Source organism: Oxynema aestuarii AP17 (assembly GCF_012295525.1).
In the GTDB taxonomy this organism is placed as follows: domain Bacteria; phylum Cyanobacteriota; class Cyanobacteriia; order Cyanobacteriales; family Laspinemataceae; genus Oxynema; species Oxynema aestuarii.
Genome location: NZ_CP051167.1, coordinates 4,788,464 through 4,808,420, shown reverse-complemented (window position 1 = coordinate 4,808,420; position 19,957 = coordinate 4,788,464). Strand labels below are relative to the sequence as shown.

Sequence of the window (19,957 nt, the reverse complement as noted above, 5' to 3'; positions counted from 1 at the left end):
CCTGGCTTCCAACTTTTGCCATCTAGCCTGTTGCCTTTTCCCCCTCCTGACTCCTGACTTAGGGCCGATGATTCCCCACCAACTCACTCTGAAAAATTTCCTCAGCTACCGCGAAGCCACCTTAAACTTTCAGGGGTTGCATACCGCTTGTATTTGCGGACCGAACGGAGCCGGGAAATCTTCCCTGCTAGAGGCGATCGCCTGGTCGATCTGGGGAAATAGCCGCGTCGCCACCGAAGATGACATCATTCGCGCCGGAGAAAAAGAAGCCCGGGTCGATTTTATTTTTCAAACCAACCAACACATTTATCGCGTCATTCGATCGCGCCAACGGGGCCAATCCGCCGCCCTCGAATTTCAAATGGCCACGTCAGAAATGCCGGACAATTATACGGCAAGGGATCTCGTCGATCGCCTCGCCTTTCGATCGCTGACCGAACGCGGCGTGCGCGCGACCCAAGAGAAAATTATCGAACACGTCAAACTCGATTACGATACCTTTGTCAACTCCTCCTACTTGCGTCAGGGACGGGCCGACGAGTTCATGCTCAAGCGTCCTAGCGAACGCAAGCAAGTGTTAGCGCGCCTGTTACGCCTCGATCGCTACGACGAACTCTCGGAGCGATCGAAAGAGCGATCGCGCCAGGCGAAAGCCAACGAGCAGGTACTCGAACAGAGTTTGGAAGCGATCGCCCATCAGTTGCAAGATCGGGCCGAGATCGGCGATCGCCTCGCCCAGGTAGAAGCCCAAATCGCCGAAGCGCAAGCCGCGCAGCAGCGCGATCGCGATCGCCTCGCCCAGTTGCAAACCCGGCAACTTCAACGTCAAAACTGGCAAAATCAGTTAAAAAATTGCCGCCAACGCGACCACCAACTCGCCGGAGACTGCGATCGCCTCCAAGGGGACCTTTCCCTGACCGAACGACGCTTGCACGAACTCGACGCCTTATTGCAACAAGCCGACGAGATTAGCGCCGGATATGCCGAATTCGAGCAACTGCAAAAGCGCGAGGAAAGCGAAGCCGCCAAGTTCCACGCCTACCAAGACGCCCAACACCGTCGCTCGCAACTACAACAAGAACTGCGCGATTATTTATCTTCGTTAGAAACCCAACTCGCCTCAGCCCGCGCCAATTACGACAGCCTCGAAGAACGAAAAGCCGAACTGCACGAATCCCTCGACCGTCTCCCCGAAGTCGAAAGCGCGATCGCCCAACTGCAAGCCGCGCGCGATCGCCTCGCCACCCTCGACGAGCTCAAAGAACGGGTCACCCCCGCGATCGCCCGACGACAAGAATTACAAACCCAACTCGATCGCCTGCAAGCCCGTCTGACGGCGCGGTTGGAAGAAATTAGCGGCCAAATCCACCGCCTGCAATCGGAAGTCCAAACCAGCCAAGTTTTACGAGAAACCGCCCTCGAAGTCGGCTACCAAATCGAAGAATTGGAAAAAAAACGAGTCTACCAGCAGCGCGTCCGCGAAAAAGGACTCGAACGCCGCCATTTTATGGAACGCTTGCAAGCTCACCAGCGCGACTACGAAACCCAACTGGCCGAGTTAGACCGCAAAATCGAGATGTTGCAAGTTCCCGACGCCATCTGTCCCTTGTGCGATCGCCCCTTGGACGAACACCACTGGGATTTGGTCGTCCACAAACACGGCAAAGAACAGCAAGAAATTATCGATCGCCTCTGGGTGATTCGCGAACAACTCGCCGTCTCCGATCGCGAAATCCAGATTTTACGAGACGAATACCGCCAACTCGACCGCCAACTCGCCGATTACGACCGCCTGCGCGAACGGCGCGGTTCCCTACAAGCTCAATTAGAACAAGCCGACGATCGCCGATCCCGACTCGAACAACTCGAAATCGAACGACAGCAGTTAGAGCGATCGATCGCCTCCGGAGACTACGGCGGCGAATTGACCCTCGAATTGGAGCAACTCGATCGCGCGATCGCCCAACTGAATTACAACGATCGCGACCACGCCCTCGCTTTCAACGAAGAAAAGCGCTGGCGCTGGGCCGAAATCAAACAGGGTCAATTACAACAAGCGCGCCGGGAGTTAGAGAACTTGCAACAGCGCCAACCCGAACTGCAGCGCCAAATTGCCGAACTCGAAACCGCCTTAACCCGCGAACGGGAGGACTCCGACCTCGATCGCGAACTGCAGCAGCTAGAGCGATCGATCGCCGCCATTGCTTACGATCGCCGCGAACACCAAGCCCTACGCGAAGCCCTCCAACAAGCCCGCCTCTGGGAACCGCGCATGGCTCAATTGCAACAAGCCCGACAGCGCCAGCCCGAATTGGCCGATCGATCGCGCGAACTCTCCGAACGCCTCCAGGGGCGATCGCGCGATCGTCAGGCGATCGTCGCCCAGATCGAACAACTCCAGCACCAACTCGCCGAAACCCCCGACGCCACCGAGGAAATCGACAACATTTCCAGGCAGATCGAGCGATCGAATGCCCAATTGCAACAACAATTCGGCACCCAAGGACGCCTCCAACAACAGCAACAACACCTCGATCGCCTCCAACAAACTTACGAACAAAAACAACGAGACCTCGCCGACGCCAAACGCCAACTTCGGGTTTACCAAGAACTCGCCACCGCCTTCGGTAAAAATGGCATCCAAGCCCTCACTATCGAAAACGTTTTACCCCAATTAGAAGCAGAAACCAATCAAATTCTCGCCCGACTCAGTGGCAATCAACTTCACGTCCAATTCGTCACCCAACGAGTGGGCAAAAGCCGGAGAAAATCGGCTAAGAAAAATCCCAAATTAATCGACACCTTAGATATTTTAATTGCCGACGCCCGAGGCACCCGCCCCTACGAAACCTATTCCGGCGGCGAAGCATTTAGAATTAATTTTTCGATCCGTTTGGCATTAGCCCGCTTACTCGCCCAACGATCCGGAACGGCCTTACAAATGCTGATCGTCGATGAAGGATTCGGAACCCAAGATAACCAAGGATGCGATCGCCTCATTGCCGCCATCAACGCGATCGCCCCCGAATTTGCCTGCATCCTCGCCGTCACCCACATGCCCCAATTTAAAGAAGCCTTTCAATCGCGCATCGAAGTTCGCAAAACCGAGAAGGGATCCCAATTAAGTTTATCATTTTAGGCAATTAGGCAATTGTGGAGCGCTGAAACAAGTATCTTTTCCTTTTCTGAGCTCATCGTCATTGTAGATCGACATGATGCTCTAAAGTCTCCCTGTCGTAAAAAAATTTACAAATTTCTTAAACCTCATTTATAATTTCTTATATAGTCTCCTGTCTTCTCATCCCATGACCTCTCAATTTTCAACCTTATCCGGCAGTTGGTTCGATTGGTTCGCCGTCACCGGGTATATCAGCTTTACCCTGTTTATCATGGCCTGTATTTTTATGAGTTCCAACAATTAAGAAAATTCACATCGATTAAGACAATTAACGACATTAAGAACTCGCAATCCATCATTAGAACGATCGACCCGATATCGAACTAAAAATCAGCGCCCTTTTCCCGTTCCTCCTTCTGTTTTTCTAACAACTTTTCAGCCAGAAGTGTTGAACGGTACTAATGAATTAGCATAAAATAGATACAAGAATCCTATGAAAAGCTGATTTCAGTGATGGAAAACTAGCTCTCTAAACCAGTGGACATAACTAATCTTTTCACACATAAAAGCCTGTAAATATCGCAACTTATCTAATAATGATGAACCCCATTCTTGGTTAATTTTTACTAATTTTAAAATTAGATATCCGATTAAACAGCAATAAATCTGGATTTCCATTCCATTCACATTTTTCGTGATAAATTTATCCAACTTTAAGTGCATTTTCAAGAACTTCCACAGCAATTCAATTTGCCAGCGTAGTCGATAAAATTCACCAATTTCTTCGTTACTTATTCCTCCTTCTCCTGTCTCTGGCAAATTCGTCACTAAGCGAAATTCAGTTTTTTCTTCCCGGTCGCAAAACATTACTACTCTTCCTTGTACTTGTGCTGTTCCTGTCCCCATTAAATATTCCCCATTCTCTAACATTTCTAATTTAATGTTTTTTCGGATTCTCAAGACGAAGTAGCGATTTTTTTGAGCTTGAAGTTGGGCAATTCTTTCTAAGCTGCAAAAACCTCTATCCATTACGGCGACTCCGTTTTCCGGCGTGGCTTCTATCGTTTCATTTCCATATTTGCTATCGTGTCCTTGACCCAAATGAATTGATATTCCTCCTGGGTTTCCTGTCACTAAGTTAATGCCACTAAACAGTTTCAATTGGTGATATCCTTGATGCCATAAGAGTTTACTCGTCAAAGTGATAATGGTTGAATCTAAAGGAAATATCATCAACTCTTTATCTGAATTTTGGGATTTTTTGGCTACTTCTTTTTTCAATTCATCCCACAATCGATGAAAAACTTCTGGACTACGAGTTTTACTGGCTTTTGAGAAGGTTGATATATCTACGGATTCTCCGCGAATATTTAGTCTTTTAAACAAACTTCTCATCGTTGTTTGACTCTGGTCTAAAATGAAATTTAGCCAAATTGAGACAAACTTGAAAGTGTCTAGTACTGGATAATCGTCTTGGGGCAGATGACTTAGATGTTTTTGGAGAATTTCAGGAAAGTTTGATACAATCATTGTTAAGTATTTATCGAAATATTGCCCCTATTTTACTTGATTAGGGACTTTTTTTGTCAAATTTCTCTTAACATTCAACACTTCTGCTTTTCAGCCTTTCTCCTTCCCATCTTGAGCATCGTCGTAATCCGGATCGTAAGGTTAACTACCTTTCTCTCCCTACCTAACGGAATTCCCTCCCATGATACTTTCCGGCGGGTTTGCTCTCGACTTGACCCCACCCAACTTGAAGCTCGCTTTCAGAATTGGATTGGTAATCTGCTCGAAATACTGGGCACAACTGTAGTCGCTATTGATGGCAAAACCCTGCGTGGTTCCTATGACCGAAAGGATCGCCTCAAAGCCTTACAACTCGTCAGTGCTTGGTGTACAGAACACCGATTGGTTTTAGGTCAAATCCCCGTGGATTCAAAATCTAATGAAATTACAGCAATTCCTCTCCTCCTAGAACAACTAGACTTAGCCGGAACTACGATCGCCATTGATGCCATGGGTACTCAAACGGCTATTGCCCAACAAATTCAGGACGCTGATGCCGATTATATTTTGGCTCTCAAAGGTAATCAGGGGAATCTACATACTCTAGCTGGTGCTTGGTTTGAGGATTTTGAGCAACAAGACTGTCCTGACGAATGGATGGTTGACCACTGCCATTTGGTAGAGAGTGGACATCACCGGATTGAGAGTCGCTCTTGCTGGGTCTTCCGAGCTTCAGACGTTTTTGGAGCCTCGGTTAGTCAGGGTTGGCTCGGACTCAAATCTGTGGTGGTGATTCGCTCTCAACCTCAGTTGTGGAACCAGACTACTTGTCAAACCCGCTTTTTTCTCAGTTCTCTGGCTGTTGATAGCGAGCAGGGGGCGCGTAACCTCAGTATTTTGAGGCGATTGGCATTGAATCTGTTGCGGCGCCATCCTGGGAAGGGGAGCTTGAAAATGAAGCGTTATCGCGCGGGTCTCGATCCTAATTTTCTGCTCGAAATTCTCGCTGCTTCTCTTTCTCACCCCCGATCGTATTCTCCCTCCTAATTTGATGCGTTTACCCTGGGGTTTCAGTGAGCCAGTTTTGGTATTCAGTTTGCAATTTTTCTAGCAATTTAAACGCGGCATTCACCACTTCATCAGGATGGCTAAAATTGCCCTGGGCTAACTGGGCAGCGATAAACTCCTCTTGTTGCTTGTTTAAGGTAATTTGGATCGCGTTCTCCCGAAACCGGGTTGCTCGCCATTATAGCTGTAGGGTCGGTGATTCGGATGCAGGGAAAGAAACCCGGTTTCTGCCATAACCTTTGCCGCCTCACCCCAATCGGGCTAAGCAACCCCGTTTCTCAACCCCCCAACCCCTCCAACCGCAGAAAATGCACCCGCCCCGACCCGTCCCCCGCCACCACCGTCACCCCATCTGGTGCAACGGCACAGGAATTCATCGCACCATCCCCGGTAAAGGTGGCTAACACATCCCCCGTGTCCAAATCCCACAGTTTCACGGTGCGATCGTCTGATGCCGAGACCGCTCGTTTCCCGTCCGGGGCGATCGCGACTGCATTTACCGAATCACTATGCCCAGGTAAGGTGTCCCGTTCCGTCCCCGTGTCCAAATCCCACAGTTTCAGGGTATTATCATGCGATGTCGAGACCGCTCGTTTCCCGTCCGGGGCGATCGCGACTGCATTTACCGAGTCACTATGCCCTGTGAAAATGGCTAACACATCCCCCGTCTCCAAATCCCACAGTTTCAGGGTGCGATCAGCCGATGCCGAGACCGCTCGTTTCCCGTCCGGGGCGATCGCGACTGCATTTACCGAATCACTATGCCCAGGGAAGGTGCGTTGCGTCCCGGTCTCCAAATCCCACAGTTTCAGAGTGTTATCAGCCGATGCCGAGACCGCTCGTTTCCCGTCCGGGGCGATCGCGACTGCATTTACCGAGTCACTATGCCCAGGGAAGGTGCGTTGCGTCCTGGTCTCCAAATCCCACAGTTTCAGGGTGCGATCAGCCGATGCCGAGACCGCTCGTTTCCCGTCCGGGGCGATCGCGACTGCATTTACCCAGCTACTATGCCCTGTGAAGGTGGCTAACACATCCTCCGTCTCCAAATCCCACAGTTTCAGGGTGCGATCAGCCGATGCCGAGACCGCTCGTTTCCCGTCCGGGGCGATCGCGACTGCATTTACCCAGCTACTATGCCCTGTGAAGGTGGCTAACACATCCCCCGTCTCCAAATCCCACAGTTTCAGGGTGCGATCAGCCGATGCCGAGACCGCTCGTTTCCCGTCCGGGGCGATCGCGACTGCATTTACCGAGTCACTATGCCCTGTGAAGGTGGCTAACACATCCCCCGTCTCCAAATCCCACAGTTTCAGGGTGCGATCAGCCGATGCCGAGACCGCTCGTTTCCCGTCCGGGGCGATCGCGACTGCATTTACCGAGTCACTATGCCCAGGGAAGGTGCGTTGCGTCCCGGTCTCCAAATCCCACAGTTTCAGGGTGCGATCGTCCGATGCCGAGACCGCTCGTTTCCCGTCCGGGGCGATCGCGACTGCATTTACCCAGCTACTATGCCCAGGGAAGGTGCGTTGCGTCCCGGTCTCCAAATCCCACAGTTTCAGGGTGTTATCCAAAGATGCCGAGACCGCTCGTTTCCCGTCCGGGGCGATCGCGACTGCATTTACCGAGTCACTATGCCCTGTGAGGGTGCGAATCAGTGCCCCGCCGGGAGGGGTGAGGTTGGCGGTGAGGGGACGAAGCCAGGGTTGTTTCTGAGCTTGTTTTGCCTGTTCCAGTAAAGTCACAATCTCTGGATTCTCAAAGGACAGCAACCGCCCCCAAAGTTGTCCCGTTAGTTGAGTTTTATCCGATGCTAAAATATGCGCCGATAGCCGCAACGCCCCTTGAATCAGCTTTAAGATCCGTTGCTCCTCTTCCGACACCAACGGCAGAGCCAAATCATAATCATCAATTAAGGGGTTTATCCCCACCGCCTCTAACTTCTGCTGCAAAAAGCCAAAATCCGTCAGCCAAGCGACCAACCGCTGCACCTGTCCCCCTTTAGCAAAATAACTGGGTTGATGTCGTAGCAGGTGCAGGCGGTCTTCCGGTAACTGTTGCTGAATCCAATCTCCTAATTTTGTGGTCATAGGGGCGCTCCATCGGCTAGATTGTCACCCATGCGGCGGTTAATATCTTCTAGATCAACCCCTGCATCTTTGGCTTGCTCGTTGAGAAAGTCCCTAAACGAGGTATGATAGACGCTGTAACGGGTTTCTCCCTGAGTGTTTTGTAACCGCAAAAACTGCTCCCATAGTTTCAACACAGGCGGTAATGTATATTCCGCCATCCCCGTGAACTTAGCCAGCAACCGCCGGGAAACAGGTTCTCGCGCTTCCGAAAGGACATAAATGATGCGGATTTTCTCAACGGGAAGCGGGTCATCATTCATGCCCATAATTAGCCAATGCTTTTGATAATATTTCCGCAGACCCATTGGCAAACTATCGATGGTTTCGTTCCGATACAAACCCTCGCGGATATCATTTAACACATAGCGCAAATACATAAAGTTATTTTCACTTTTGACCACCAGTTCAGTAAAAAACTGCTCTGGGGTGGAGTTGCGCGTCGATACCCACTCCTGAATCTGGAGACTTTCTTGCCAGCGTTTCTCCACATAACGATAAGCATCCCGGGCACTTTCTGCCGGATATTGCATTAAATCAAAAGTGGTGCAGTAGTCATTCAGAGGTAAAGGCAGTTGTTTGGGGCGTTTAGACAAGATGAAATAGACGTTATCCGGCAAATTATCGGGCAAATACAGCACATTACTGCCTTTGCTTTGCTGGGATAAATCCACCTCATCCAAGGCATCCACCACGATGACTAACTTTTGTCCCAGTAGCAGGGTTTTGCTGGCTTCTGCCAACAACTCGGCGAACACATTGCCATCTTGGTTGGTATTCGGTGGCAGACGGTCATAGTTCAGCTTATAGCCCTGAATCAGTTGGGTGCAGATATTTTCCAGGAATTGAGCCGCGCTGACAATGCCCGAACCTCGACTATTAAAATGGGCGAGACAATGCCCTGCGGATATATTGACTAATTTGGCCAGAATCGCACTTTTGCCTACACCAGGGTCGGCTTCTAAGATGAAATAGCCTTTGGGGTTGTCCTGTAAACAGTCGCGAATTTTCTCAAACACATAACGCCGTCCCACAAAGTCTTGAACTTTATCGGCAATAATCGTTTCACAATTTTGAGGAATGGGTAAGCGGGGTTTGGTCAGGTCGAAATATTGCTGCAATGTCTGGCGAATTTCCACCAGTTCATCGCGAATGTCTGTATCTAACTGCTGCAACAGCCGACAAATATCGTCACGAGTGGCGATTTCGGGTAAATAATCCCGAATCTCGGCAATTTGTGCCAAAGTCGCCCCATGCAGGTCAAATAACATCCCCACAAAGGCTTGACCTCCGTTGTTGGCATCATCTTTGAGGACTTGGCGCAGGTGTTTATTAAAGTTCGTGGCTAATTCCGCCGCCAAATCCCCGATGACATCTTGATAATTCTCCAGGTTATCCCCCAAGACCCCCCTCTCGCATCCCTGTTGAAATAACCAGGTGACCACTTCCCGCCATTCCGGTTCGGGTAACACCTGATACTCGGTAAACTGTTCCGGTGGTTGGCTGAAAATCTGATAGAGTCGGTCTTCTTGAAGGGTTTCAAACAGGTTGAGGGTTTTGGCTTGTTCCACCCAATATTCCTCGATTTTATCGCCCAATTGGTCTAAGGATTCCTGGTCGGAATAGTTGGGGCTGATTTTTTCGATCAAGGCTTTCGCTACAGTGCGTCCGGCGGCTTTGGCGAGATCTTCATTGCGTAGCACATCGCTGCTGTTGCGGAATCGCTCAATTAATGTGCCTAAATTATTCCCGGTCATCCCGGCAAAAAAGTTAGAAAATCCAGCGACCACGGGAACCGCTAACCCCGCCGCCGAACCCGCTAACCCCCCGGTGACGATGGAACCTAAGCCGAGGAGGGCAGTTTCGGCGAGAAGTCCTTGATTGAGTCGCAGCAGTTGCTTGGGGTCCATGGTCGCGGCTTGGGTTGGAGGGAGGATATTTGATGATATTTCATGATACAACTCCCCGTCAGGACGCGGCAATGCCGTATCCCTATAACCGATGAATTTTACAACAAGATTGAGGATTGTTATTTGTCCTCAATGATTGGTAATACCGGGTTTCAAAAATAATGTGAGATAATGAGGATAAGGATACGGCGTTGCCGTGTCCCTACAGGCGATCTATCTCGATTGAGGTTTTATAAAATTGTTACGATCGTCGCCGAAGGATGCTCCCCCTTCCAAGGATTTCAGGTGGATAACCGGAAAAGACTGTCGATCGAGAAAATATCAAACTCTCTCGTAGGGTGTTTAGAAATCACCCGATCGCCGCCATTTTTCGTTGGATTCTCCAGGAATCACCTGCTGTCAAATAAGGTTTTTAATGTTTATTAGATCGACAGTTTCTAAATTATTAAAAATACTTAAAAACACAAAGAGATAGAACTGCAAACCGATTTTACCGTCGGTTAAGTCGGAGTTTTGTGGGTGGATGTCGATTGAGGAACGCGATCGCCCGAACTAAGAATTGAGGGCTTCCCACAACATATAAGCCGCTAAAGAAACTAACAGGATTTTAAATAATAAAGTGACGAGTTGAGAGGGCAAACGGTGTAACAGACGAGTACCGATTTGGGCGCCGAGGAGACAGCCGAGACCCAAACATAAACCACTGACCCAGAGAACGTTACCCTGGTCGGCGTGGCGGAATAAAGCGGATGCGGAAATGGGCGCGATCGCCCCTAAACTATTACGAACCGCAGGTTTGATCGCCGTTTTCAACCCTACCATTTGCAACGGAACCATCACGACTCCACCGCCGACACCGAATAAACCGGAGAGGAATCCGGCGATCGTGCCGATTCCGAGGAGGGGAAGGGCGATCGATCGCCTATTCGAGCTGATTTCCGGCGATTGCGCAGCATCTGGCTGTTGTAACTGACGCCGCAAACCGATGAGGTACATCGAAACCAGTAAAAGCACGGCAAAAGCAATCCCCAAGTGAGAATCGGGGAGGCGATCGCCTAACCAGGCGCCCAATTGTGCGGTGGGAATCCCGCCGAGGGCTAAACCGAGGGGTTCCCAGAGATTGAGTTGATTGGCGCGCCAGTTGCGGAAACTCCCGGAAATGGCGCTGAGGAAAACCCCGACTAAACTGGTGGCGGTAGCTTGCAAAACGGTAGCGTGAGTGAGAGTCAACACGGGAACCATCAGCAACCCGCCGCCAATTCCCAAAATACCGGAGGCAATTCCGGTGACGGTTCCGAGGAAAATGAGGGCAAAGGGAGGGATCGTAGACACTGGATTGAGTGAGTTAGGGTTGGGACAGATATGGGGTCTGCTTCGAGAGGGTCGATCTAAAATCTAAACTCTAAAATCTAAACTCTAAAAACACCGGTCTAGACATATATAAAGCAAGGGCCAATAATAAGAATTGGAAAGTGCGATCGAGTAGTTTTGCGGGTAAATAGGGCATTAAGGCGATGCCGAATTGGGCGCCGAAAATGCCGCCGAGTCCGAGACAGACCCCGGGAAGCCACAAGATATTCCCGTTGAAGGCGTGCAGGGTCAAGGCGGAGGCGGAAATAGGAACGATCGCCCCCAAACTGATAGCCGCCGCCGATCGCAGGGTTGCCCGCGTTAACAGTAACAATAAAGGAACGATGACGATTCCACCACCGACGCCGAACAATCCGGCGAGAATGCCCGCGATCGCGCCAATTTGAGCAAATTGACCCAGGCGATCGCCCCAACTGTCGCTTATTTCCCCTTCTCGGTCCGTCGCGATCGCCTCCGGGAGTTCCACTCCGGCCAATTTTTGCTGTCGCCAGTGCAGTAAAAACAAGGAGACGAACAAAAAGAGAGCAAATCCGATACTGAGTATCCGATCCGGGAGGCGATCGCCCAACCAAGCCCCCAATTGTGCCGTCGGAATGCCAAAAAGAGCCAATTGGAAGCACGATCGCCCGTCAACGTCCCCCTGCCACCAATTTCGCACAGTCCCGGAAACCGAAGTGAGGAACACGCCCACTAAACTCGTGGCGGCGGCTTCAACCACGGAAATCCCCCAAACAGAGAGCAGGGGAACGATTAAAAAACCGCCACCGAGACCGAACATGGCGCCGATCGCGCCGATGACAATACCGAAGCAAAATAAGGTGAATTCGGTTGTCAGTTCCGGCATTTTCTCACATTTAAACTACATCCGTTCGAGAACGGGAATCCCCAACAAAGATAGACCCAATTTTAACGTGCGGGCGGTGAAGTCACACAACACCAAGCGAGACGTGCGTTCCGGTTCTTTCGCTTGCAAGACCGGGCAGCGATCGTAAAACTGGTTGAACTTCTGACTCAGTTCGAACAGGTACTGACACAAGCGATTCGGCAGTAAATCCGCTTCCACCGCGCCGATAGTTTCGCCCAAACTGAGAATGTGCTTCGCTAACGCCAACTCAGTTTCTTCGCGGAACTTGAGTTGAGCCCCGGCGCCGATATGACCGAAATCGACATCCCCTTTGCGACTGATTCCCTGAATGCGCACGTAAGCGTAAAGCAAATAAGGGGCCGTATTCCCTTGCAGGGCCAGCATTTTATCGTAACTGAAGATATAACTGCTAGTGCGATTTTGGCTGAGGTCGGCATATTTGACCGCGCCAATCCCGACGACTTCGGCGACGCGATCGATAAACTCCTCACTTTCGTGACGGCTTTCGTCGTGGAGGCGTTGTTCCAAATCGGCGCGAGCCCGTCCTACCGCTTCGTCGAGTAAATCGCGCAGGCGAACCGTTTCGCCAGAACGGGTTTTGAGCTTTTTCCCGTCTTCCCCTTGCACCAAACCGAAGGGAACGTGAACCACTTCGACTGTTTCCGGAATCCATCCGGCGCGGGTCGCCACTTGAAAGACTTGGGCGAAGTGAGTCGCCTGACCCATATCGGTGACGTAGATAATGCGATCGGCCCCATCTTTGTCGATCCGGTAGCGCAGGGCGGCTAAATCGGTGGTGGCGTAATTATAACCGCCGTCGGACTTCTGGACGATAAGCGGTTGGGGGTCGCCGGATTTATTGGTAAATCCTTCTAAAAAGACGCATTGCGCCCCTTGGTCTTCTTCGAGTAAGCCTAACTTATCGAGATCGGCGACGACTTCGGGCAGATAAGCATTGTAGAACGATTCGCCCCGTTCGTTGAGGTGAATGTCGAGCAGGTCGTAAATTTTCTGAAACTCCCGCCGGGACTGTTCGCACAGCAGTTGCCACGCTTGAAGGGTATCCTCAGATTTAGCTTGCAGTTGGACGACTTCTTGGCGAGAGGCTTCGCGAAATTGCTCGTCTTCGTCGAAACGCTGTTTGGCTTTTTTATAAAATGCGACTAAATCGCCGATATCGAGGGCGTCGGCGGTGGTGAGGGCGTCGGGGTAGGCTTCGCGCAGGTAGGTAATTAACATCCCGAATTGGGTTCCCCAGTCGCCGACGTGGTTGAGTCGGAGGACGTCGTGACCGAGGAATTCGAGGATGCGGGCGATCGAGTCGCCGATAATGGTCGATCGCAGGTGTCCGACGTGCATTTCTTTAGCAATGTTGGGACTGGAGAAGTCCACGACGACACGCTGGGGATTGTCGATTTTTTCGACCCCGAGACGGGCGAAACCGATAATGGAACTGAGTTGGGATTCGATGTAAGCGTGGGTCAGGGTGAAGTTAATAAAGCCCGGTCCGGCAATTTGGGGCGGTTCGCAAAAGTCGGAGACATCCAAGTTGGCGACAATTTGCTCGGCGATCGCCCGGGGTTGTTGCTTGAGGGGTTTCGCCAGGGACATCGCCACGTTGGCTTGATAATCGCCAAATTTAGGATTACTCGCCGGAACCAACAACGGGTCGGTTTCGGCTAACTCGTCACCAAAGGCTGCGACTAATGCAGCACTGACGCGCTTTTTGAGTTGTTCGATAGTAGCTTTCATACAGAAGAAGTCAACCGACCGATAAGAAGGGCAGAGAAACCCGATTGCCTATTTACTTTAGCAATTCGAAGGCTTCGATCCTAGTTGACGAGTTAGAGGAATTGGGGGGAATGGCGATCGAGAGTCGGTTTTTACGGACTGGTGCGCGATCGCCGCTCTTTATAATGAAAGCGCGACTATCCAAGTAACAGCGATCGAAAATATGCTCTGCGAGATCCGAGAATTAGCCGATAAATTAGCACCGCGTTTGATCGAAATTCGCCGTCATTTTCACGCCCATCCCGAACTCAGTGGCGAGGAATATCAGACGGCGGCTTATATTGCGGGGGTGCTCTCCTCTTGCGGGCTGCAGGTTCGCGAAGGAATCGGGAAAACGGGGGTCGTGGGGGATCTGCCCGGGGAGGGCGGCGATCGCCACCTGTTAGCCATTCGCACGGATATGGACGCCTTACCGATTCCGGAACGGACGGGGTTGGAATACGCCTCGCGCAATGACGGGGTGATGCACGCTTGCGGTCACGACTTGCACGCGACCCTGGGTTTGGGTACGGCGATGGTATTGTCGGGATTGAGTGAAAAATTGCCCGGAACGGTGCGCTTTTTGTTCCAACCTGCGGAAGAAATCGCCCAGGGGGCGGGTTGGATGGTCGCCGACGGGGTGATGGAAGGAGTGACGGGGATTTTGGGGGTTCACGTGTTCCCGACGATTCCCGCCGGATCGGTGGGGATCCGCCACGGGGTATTGACGGCGGCGGCGGATCATTTGGAGATTACGATTTTAGGCGAATCCGGTCACGGGGCGCGCCCTCACGAGGCGATCGATGCGATTTGGGTGGCGGCGCAGGTGGTGACGAGTTTGCAACAGGCGATCGCCCGGACTCACAATCCCCTGCATCCAGTGGTGTTGACGATCGGGAAAATTAGTGGGGGACGGGCGCCCAACGCGATCGCCGATTGCGTCAAGTTAGTGGGAACGGTGCGATCGCTCTATCCCGACACTCACGCCAATCTGCCCCAGTGGATCGAAAATATTGTCGCCCATATTTGTGCGACTTACGGCGCCCGCTACGAGATGAATTATCAGCGTGGGGTACCGTCGGTGCACAATGACCCGATGCTGACCCAAATTGTCGAATTGGCGGCCCAGGAAAGTTTCGGGAGCGATCGCGTCGTCTATTTGGCGGAACCGTCGTTAGGGGCGGAGGATTTCTCGGTGTATCTGGAACGGGCCCCGGGAACTATGTTTCGTCTCGGAGTCGGTCATCCGGATCGAACCAACTATCCCTTACATCATCCCCAATTCGAGATCGACGAGTCGGCGATCGTCACTGGGGTGGTGACCCTGGCGAGTGCGGCGTACAAGTATTGGCAAACCCTCGCCGACGAAGATTGACGCGATCGGGTCGCGACTGCGTACGAGGATCGCCACGGTTTCTCGGGGAAAAAATCGGCGTCAATGCCCCAATTTGCTAGAGTGGGAGCAGGTCCAACCAAAACAATCGGGTGGAATGATATGACTGTACCTCAAAAATTAGAAGGACTCGAACTGATCGATTGTGCGAAAGCTAGCGCCAATCAAGGTCTGGCCACTGCCGCACGCCAATGCGGTTATGGAGAGAATACGGAAGCGTTCGAGGCGGAATTGATAAAAGCTTGTCAAAAAATTGGCATTGAAATTGACAGTTTGGGAGATTTAATCACCGATCGCCAACAAATTAAAAAAGGGGCGGGGATTGAAATTGCGCCGGATAGTTCTTCGAGTTTATAAAATAGGGGCGAGCGATCGCCCCGAGTCCCCCGTACCGGATCGAACGGTCTGATGTTATCGAAAGATCGGATAACTGGCGATCGCGATCGTCGCGTCCCATCGAAATTCGCCTGGAGGATCGAACGATGCTCTAGGTGCTTTTTTTAGGGGGATTGACGATTATTTTATCTTTTGTTTTATTATCGTCTTTATTATCGATCGTGATTTTCGTCGAGTCGTAAGGGGGAAACCTGGGGGAGAGTCGGCAACCGTCGCTTCGCGATCGGGTCAATACAGTCAATCCGAACAGTCAATCCGATTGTCGGAAACCCACGCTAAAATTGAACCCACTCCCTTAGTCAAGTCAGAGCTACATTTCCATAGAAAAAATACCCCGATCCCAGTGCAGTCCTCAACCGTTTGGATTGCCGGGAGAACCCAGTTGTCCTACCCTTTGGGTGGAGCAACACAAACAGAAACAGCCATCTGAATATCTAGAAGAGTTAAAACCTTGAATAAGCGAAGTTGGCTAGACATTGCAGAATATTTATCTGTAGCCGGATCCGTCGTCGGTTCCGGCGTCGCTGTGGCGTCACAGCAAACCGTCCTCTTCGCGGCAGCAGCCCCGATCTCGCTTTCGCTGATTCTCAATCTGGCCAATCGGCGCAGACTGCAGCTTTCGCAACCTGCTGCCGCCACGGAAATCGTGCAACTCAAACAACAAATGACCGACGAATTGGCCGCCTTGCGCGAGCGAATTCAGGGAATGCCCGACGATACGGAATTAAATCAAGTTCTGGCATCGGTGGCGAAACTGTCGGAAGAGTTGGCGAGAGTACAGCATCAAGTTCAAAACGCCCAATCGCTGGTGCAGGGCGTCGAACTCAATCCGATCCGGCAAGATCTTTCAGTTTTGCGCGAGCATTGCACGACGTTCCAAGATGCCCTCGCCCAGTTGGGCCGACGGCTCGATCGCGTCGAAGGTGAAGGGGGCGTCGCCGTCGCCCCGGCGAAAGTGGAACGCTTGGAAAGTGCGATCGCCCAAGTTCAGGGCAAAATCGCCCAAGTGCAAGCGAAACTGCAAAAACTCGACAGCGTGCCGGAAAACGGCGATCGCGCGGCCTTGAGTGCCCAACTCGAACAGCTCGAAAGACGCTTGCAAAGCATCGAAAGTACCTCTGGCGGCAGTTTCGAGCAGCAACTCGACGAACTGCGCGCCGGATTCGAGCAATTGCGCGATCGCGCGCCGCAAGAGTCCGGAGGCGATCTCAGTGCTCTCGACGCCCAGATCGAAGACCTCCAACGCCAGCAAGGCGAACTCGATCGCCGTCTGGCGCCACTCCTGGCGGTCGCACCCCAGATCGAAGCGATCTCACAACAGTGGGAACGCCAGCCGGAACGGGCGCAAATCGAAGAACTGAGAAGCTCCCTCGCCGACGCCCTCGGGGCGATCGCCGACATCAACGAGCGTCTCGAACGCGGCGAGTTCGCCGTCCCTGCGGGGGACGAGAGCGACGAGGCGGCGTTCTCCGAGATCGAAGACCTGCAAGGCGTAGACCGGGCTTTGGCCAAGATTTCCGAATCCGTAGGCGAAGTGCTCGATGAAATGAACCGCCGCTTGAGTCCGTTGGAAGCCGTCGATCTGGCGGCGGTCCGGGAACAACTCTCCGGTCAAGGGGCGGCGATCGCCGAATTGCGCGAACAGTGCGTGCAGTTGCGCCAATCCCTCGCCGTGGTCGATGACACCCTGGAAGATTGGGCGATCGATTTGTCTCCCGCCACCCTCGATCGCATGGAAACGGCGATCGTACACATCCAAGAACGGCTGATGGCGCCATCCGGGGCAACCCCCGAGGAGGGAGAAACGACCCCCACCGCCGTGGTTTCGGAAGCGAGAATCGAACAACTCCAACAAGAGTTATCTCAAGTTGCCGAAGCCGTCGCCGCCTTGGAAATGGCCACCCAAAGTCTCGCCCCCAAACAGGAGGTTTACGAAAAACTCGCCGAATTACGAGCCCTGAGTGTCGAGGTTCGCGAAGGGACCCAAAAAGCCCTCGGCAATGGCGGACGGCCCGTGGTCGAAGAAGTTCATACCTTGCGCGAACATCTCGAAACCCTCGCCCGCAGCTTGCCGAACCCGCAACATCTCCAAGCGCTCGAAAGTGAGATCGGCGAGATCGCCCAGAAGTTCGACAGCCGCCCGGAACTCGACCAAATCCAGGGGCTGATGCAGAGCATTAGCGAAGTTCACCAACGCCTGGAAATTGCCACCTTAGAGCGGGGAAGCGACCCGGACGGCGATCCCCCGGAACGCGGCGGCATCGATGCGGCCCTCGAAAGCCTCTCGGTGAGCGTGGCGGCGGTGGAAGCCCGGTTGAATCAGTTGCAAGGGGAATCGTTCTCCGGCGAACAGCTCGATCCGATGCGATCGCAGATCGCCGAACTGCATTCGACGGTGGCCCAGTTGAGCGATCGCGTCGAAACCCTGTCCGCGAACTCGCCGGGTCGGGTCGATCGCCTGGAAGGGGCGTTAGTGCAGGTGCAAGCGAAACTCGACGAACTCGCCAAAGGGCGCGATCGCGCGGCAGTTCAAGGTCAAATCGAACACCTGTCCCGGGAGATCTTAATGCTAGCCCGCAACGAGGGCGCGGCGATCGCCGCCGGGGACGACCTCGACGTGCAGCAGTTAATCGCCGAAAGTATCGAACGTCACGTCGGCGAAATCAACCAGCGCCTGCAAGCGATTCAACCCTATCGCTATCAATTGGCGTTCGATCGCCCCAACATCCGCGCGATTTTAGAAGAAGCCCTCGATACCGCGCGCGATCGTCTGATCTTAGTCTGTCCCTGGGTCAGTCGCGCCAGTTTGGATGCGTCCTTACTGCAAAAATTCGAGGCGGCCCTCGATCGCGGCGTCAAAATCTGCATCGGGTGGGGCCACTTGCGCGACATCGATCGCGGCGAATTCCCCGTCCACGTCAACCAGCAATGGCAAAGCGATCCGACGGACAAACGCGGTTTGTACGACGCCCTCAACGACCTCGAAGCCTTGCGACGCCGCTATCCGGAACAGTTCGAGTTAAAGATTCTCGGGACTCACGAGAATTTCTTGGTCTGCGACGGATCGTCGGAGGGAAGCGATAAACCCCAAGGCTTTGCACTGTTGGCGAGCGATCATTTTCTCAGCGCCAGCGCCGAGCTCCCGGAACGGGAAGTGGGTTTGAAAACTACCGATCCGGAAATTCTCGCCGGACTGGTGGAGCGCTTCTACGAGCCGATCCTGGCACCGGGGAACCCGCAAGCTTATTACAATCGCGGTTTCGAGCGCTTGGATATGGGCGATTATCGCGGCGCCGTGGAGGATTACACCGAGGCACTCGAACTCGACCCCCAACAGGCGACGGCGTATAACAATCGCGGTTTGGCTCACTTCCACCTCGGGGAGTTGGACGGGGCGATCGCCGATTACAGCGCTTCTCTCGAACTCAATCCCAACGAGTCGGTGGTTTATTTCAATCGGGGATTTGCCTATTTCAATCGCGGCGACTACGAAGCGGCGATCGCCGATTACAACAATGCCTTGCGCTTGGCGCCGGAAGTCACGGGGGCTTATTTCTACCGAGGCGAAGCGTACAACCAACTCGGGGAACACCAACGGGCGATCGCCGACTACAGCGAGGCGATCCGTCTGGCGCCGACCGATGCGGTGGCGTACAACAACCGAGGACTGGCCCGCTACAACCAAGGGGACTATCCCGGGGCGATCGACGATTACACCCAGGCGATCCGCCTCAACCCGGACGACGCGGTGGCGTACTCCAATCGCGGGGTCGCGCGATCGGCGATTTCCGACTATCGCGCGGCGATCGAAGATTTCGATCGCGCCTTGAGCGTCCATCCCGACTATGCGGGCGCCTATAACAATCGCGGTTTGGCCCGGTCGGAAATTGGCGACTTGCAAGGGGCGATCGCCGACTTGCAACGCGCTGCCGAACTGTTTGCCACTCAAGGCGATCGCTCGAACGAACGTCAAGCTTTAGAAGCCCTGCACAAACTTAGAAGTACCAACAATTAAAGCCGCGTCGTTGGCACTGTCTAAATTGCTTCTAAATTGTTCAATTTCTCCCGGGTTCTGCCCGGGATTTCTATCTGCAAGAGGAAAAAACTCGAAGAATTTCAATTCTTTTGTGCCGTCCCTCTTGCAGATTTTTATCGGCAGTTCTTGACCCGGACGCGCCGAACCCCGACGGATCGGGGGCGATCGCCGCTCGTTTCCCCGATGGCCGATCTTCGATATTCTGCCAAGTTTCCTTGACTCGAATTATACCGATTCCATCGCCATTGAAAGCGCGATCGCGATCGCCTCAATTTTCACTTTTGAAGTTAAAAATAGGATAGAATGTAACTGCCATTCTCATCAGCCGTCGGTCGCCCTTTTTTTTAAAGATCGAGGGGCAAGATCTGCGGGAATTTTCCCCGAGCGATCGCCCC

12 protein-coding genes are annotated in these 19,957 nt (G+C 52.7%); 5 read left to right on the top strand and 7 right to left on the bottom strand.

Features of this window, described 5'->3' with window-relative positions:
- Window positions 1-67 precede the first annotated feature (67 nt).
- Window positions 68-3,139 (top strand): exonuclease subunit SbcC, encoded by a 3,072-nt coding sequence (gene sbcC / locus HCG48_RS19260; RefSeq protein WP_168570606.1) that lies wholly within the window; start codon window positions 68-70, stop codon window positions 3,137-3,139.
- Between the two features lie 486 nt (window positions 3,140-3,625).
- On the opposite strand, the gene HCG48_RS19255 is transcribed toward sbcC, so the two are convergent.
- Window positions 3,626-4,645, bottom strand: coding sequence for an IS4 family transposase (locus HCG48_RS19255; RefSeq protein WP_168571696.1), 1,020 nt, complete (start codon window positions 4,643-4,645; stop codon window positions 3,626-3,628).
- A gap of 24 nt (window positions 4,646-4,669) precedes the next feature.
- Between HCG48_RS19255 and HCG48_RS19250 the strand changes: the two genes are divergently transcribed.
- Window positions 4,670-5,674 carry an ISAs1 family transposase gene (locus HCG48_RS19250; protein WP_320415745.1) on the top strand — a complete coding sequence of 335 codons (1,005 nt, stop codon included), beginning with the start codon at window positions 4,670-4,672 and terminating at the stop codon, window positions 5,672-5,674.
- 10 nt (window positions 5,675-5,684) lie between these two features.
- On the opposite strand, the gene HCG48_RS19245 is transcribed toward HCG48_RS19250, so the two are convergent.
- The 6 genes from HCG48_RS19245 to argS form a co-directional block, all read right to left on the bottom strand.
- Entirely contained in the window at window positions 5,685-5,837 is a 153-nt protein-coding gene (locus tag HCG48_RS19245) for a ribbon-helix-helix domain-containing protein (RefSeq protein WP_281362138.1), read from the bottom strand.
- Window positions 5,838-5,973: 136 nt separating this feature from the next.
- Complete coding sequence (locus HCG48_RS19240) at window positions 5,974-7,782, bottom strand: WD40 repeat domain-containing protein (protein WP_168570604.1); 1,809 nt, start codon at window positions 7,780-7,782, stop codon at window positions 5,974-5,976.
- Window positions 7,779-9,731, bottom strand: a complete 1,953-nt coding sequence (locus HCG48_RS19235) for a P-loop domain-containing protein (protein ID WP_168570603.1) — start codon at window positions 9,729-9,731, stop codon at window positions 7,779-7,781. The genes HCG48_RS19240 and HCG48_RS19235 overlap by 4 nt, the downstream gene beginning before the upstream one ends.
- A 552-nt stretch (window positions 9,732-10,283) precedes the next feature.
- Complete coding sequence (locus tag HCG48_RS19230; protein ID WP_168570602.1) at window positions 10,284-11,063, bottom strand: sulfite exporter TauE/SafE family protein; 780 nt, start codon at window positions 11,061-11,063, stop codon at window positions 10,284-10,286.
- Between the two features lie 70 nt (window positions 11,064-11,133).
- The gene (locus HCG48_RS19225; protein ID WP_168570601.1) at window positions 11,134-11,946 is read right to left on the bottom strand and encodes a sulfite exporter TauE/SafE family protein; all 813 of its coding nucleotides are present in this window, start codon (window positions 11,944-11,946) and stop codon (window positions 11,134-11,136) included.
- A 15-nt stretch (window positions 11,947-11,961) separates the two neighbouring features.
- Window positions 11,962-13,719, bottom strand: a complete 1,758-nt coding sequence (gene argS / locus HCG48_RS19220; RefSeq protein ID WP_168570600.1) for an arginine--tRNA ligase — start codon at window positions 13,717-13,719, stop codon at window positions 11,962-11,964.
- Window positions 13,720-13,921: 202 nt separating this feature from the next.
- On the opposite strand from argS, the gene HCG48_RS19215 reads away from it, so the two are divergent.
- The 3 genes from HCG48_RS19215 to HCG48_RS19205 all read left to right on the top strand — a co-directional run bounded on the left by HCG48_RS19215 (window position 13,922) and on the right by HCG48_RS19205 (window position 19,541).
- A complete protein-coding gene (locus HCG48_RS19215; protein WP_168570599.1) occupies window positions 13,922-15,112 on the top strand; it encodes a M20 family metallopeptidase in 1,191 nt (396 codons plus the stop codon).
- A 120-nt stretch (window positions 15,113-15,232) separates the two neighbouring features.
- Window positions 15,233-15,487 (top strand): hypothetical protein, encoded by a 255-nt coding sequence (locus HCG48_RS19210; protein ID WP_168570598.1) that lies wholly within the window; start codon window positions 15,233-15,235, stop codon window positions 15,485-15,487.
- 490 nt (window positions 15,488-15,977) lie between these two features.
- Window positions 15,978-19,541 (top strand): tetratricopeptide repeat protein, encoded by a 3,564-nt coding sequence (locus tag HCG48_RS19205; protein WP_168570597.1) that lies wholly within the window; start codon window positions 15,978-15,980, stop codon window positions 19,539-19,541.
- The last annotated feature ends 416 nt before the right edge of the window (window positions 19,542-19,957 follow it).

Coding starts and splice junctions, on each gene's coding strand:
- HCG48_RS19215 (WP_168570599.1), top strand. CDS start 13,922: ATGCTCTGCGAGATCCGAGAATTAGCCGATAAATTAGCACCGCGTTTG.
- HCG48_RS19235 (WP_168570603.1), bottom strand. CDS start 9,731: ATGGACCCCAAGCAACTGCTGCGACTCAATCAAGGACTTCTCGCCGAA.
- argS (WP_168570600.1), bottom strand. CDS start 13,719: ATGAAAGCTACTATCGAACAACTCAAAAAGCGCGTCAGTGCTGCATTA.
- HCG48_RS19225 (WP_168570601.1), bottom strand. CDS start 11,946: ATGCCGGAACTGACAACCGAATTCACCTTATTTTGCTTCGGTATTGTC.
- sbcC (WP_168570606.1), top strand. CDS start 68: ATGATTCCCCACCAACTCACTCTGAAAAATTTCCTCAGCTACCGCGAA.
- HCG48_RS19210 (WP_168570598.1), top strand. CDS start 15,233: ATGACTGTACCTCAAAAATTAGAAGGACTCGAACTGATCGATTGTGCG.
- HCG48_RS19240 (WP_168570604.1), bottom strand. CDS start 7,782: ATGACCACAAAATTAGGAGATTGGATTCAGCAACAGTTACCGGAAGAC.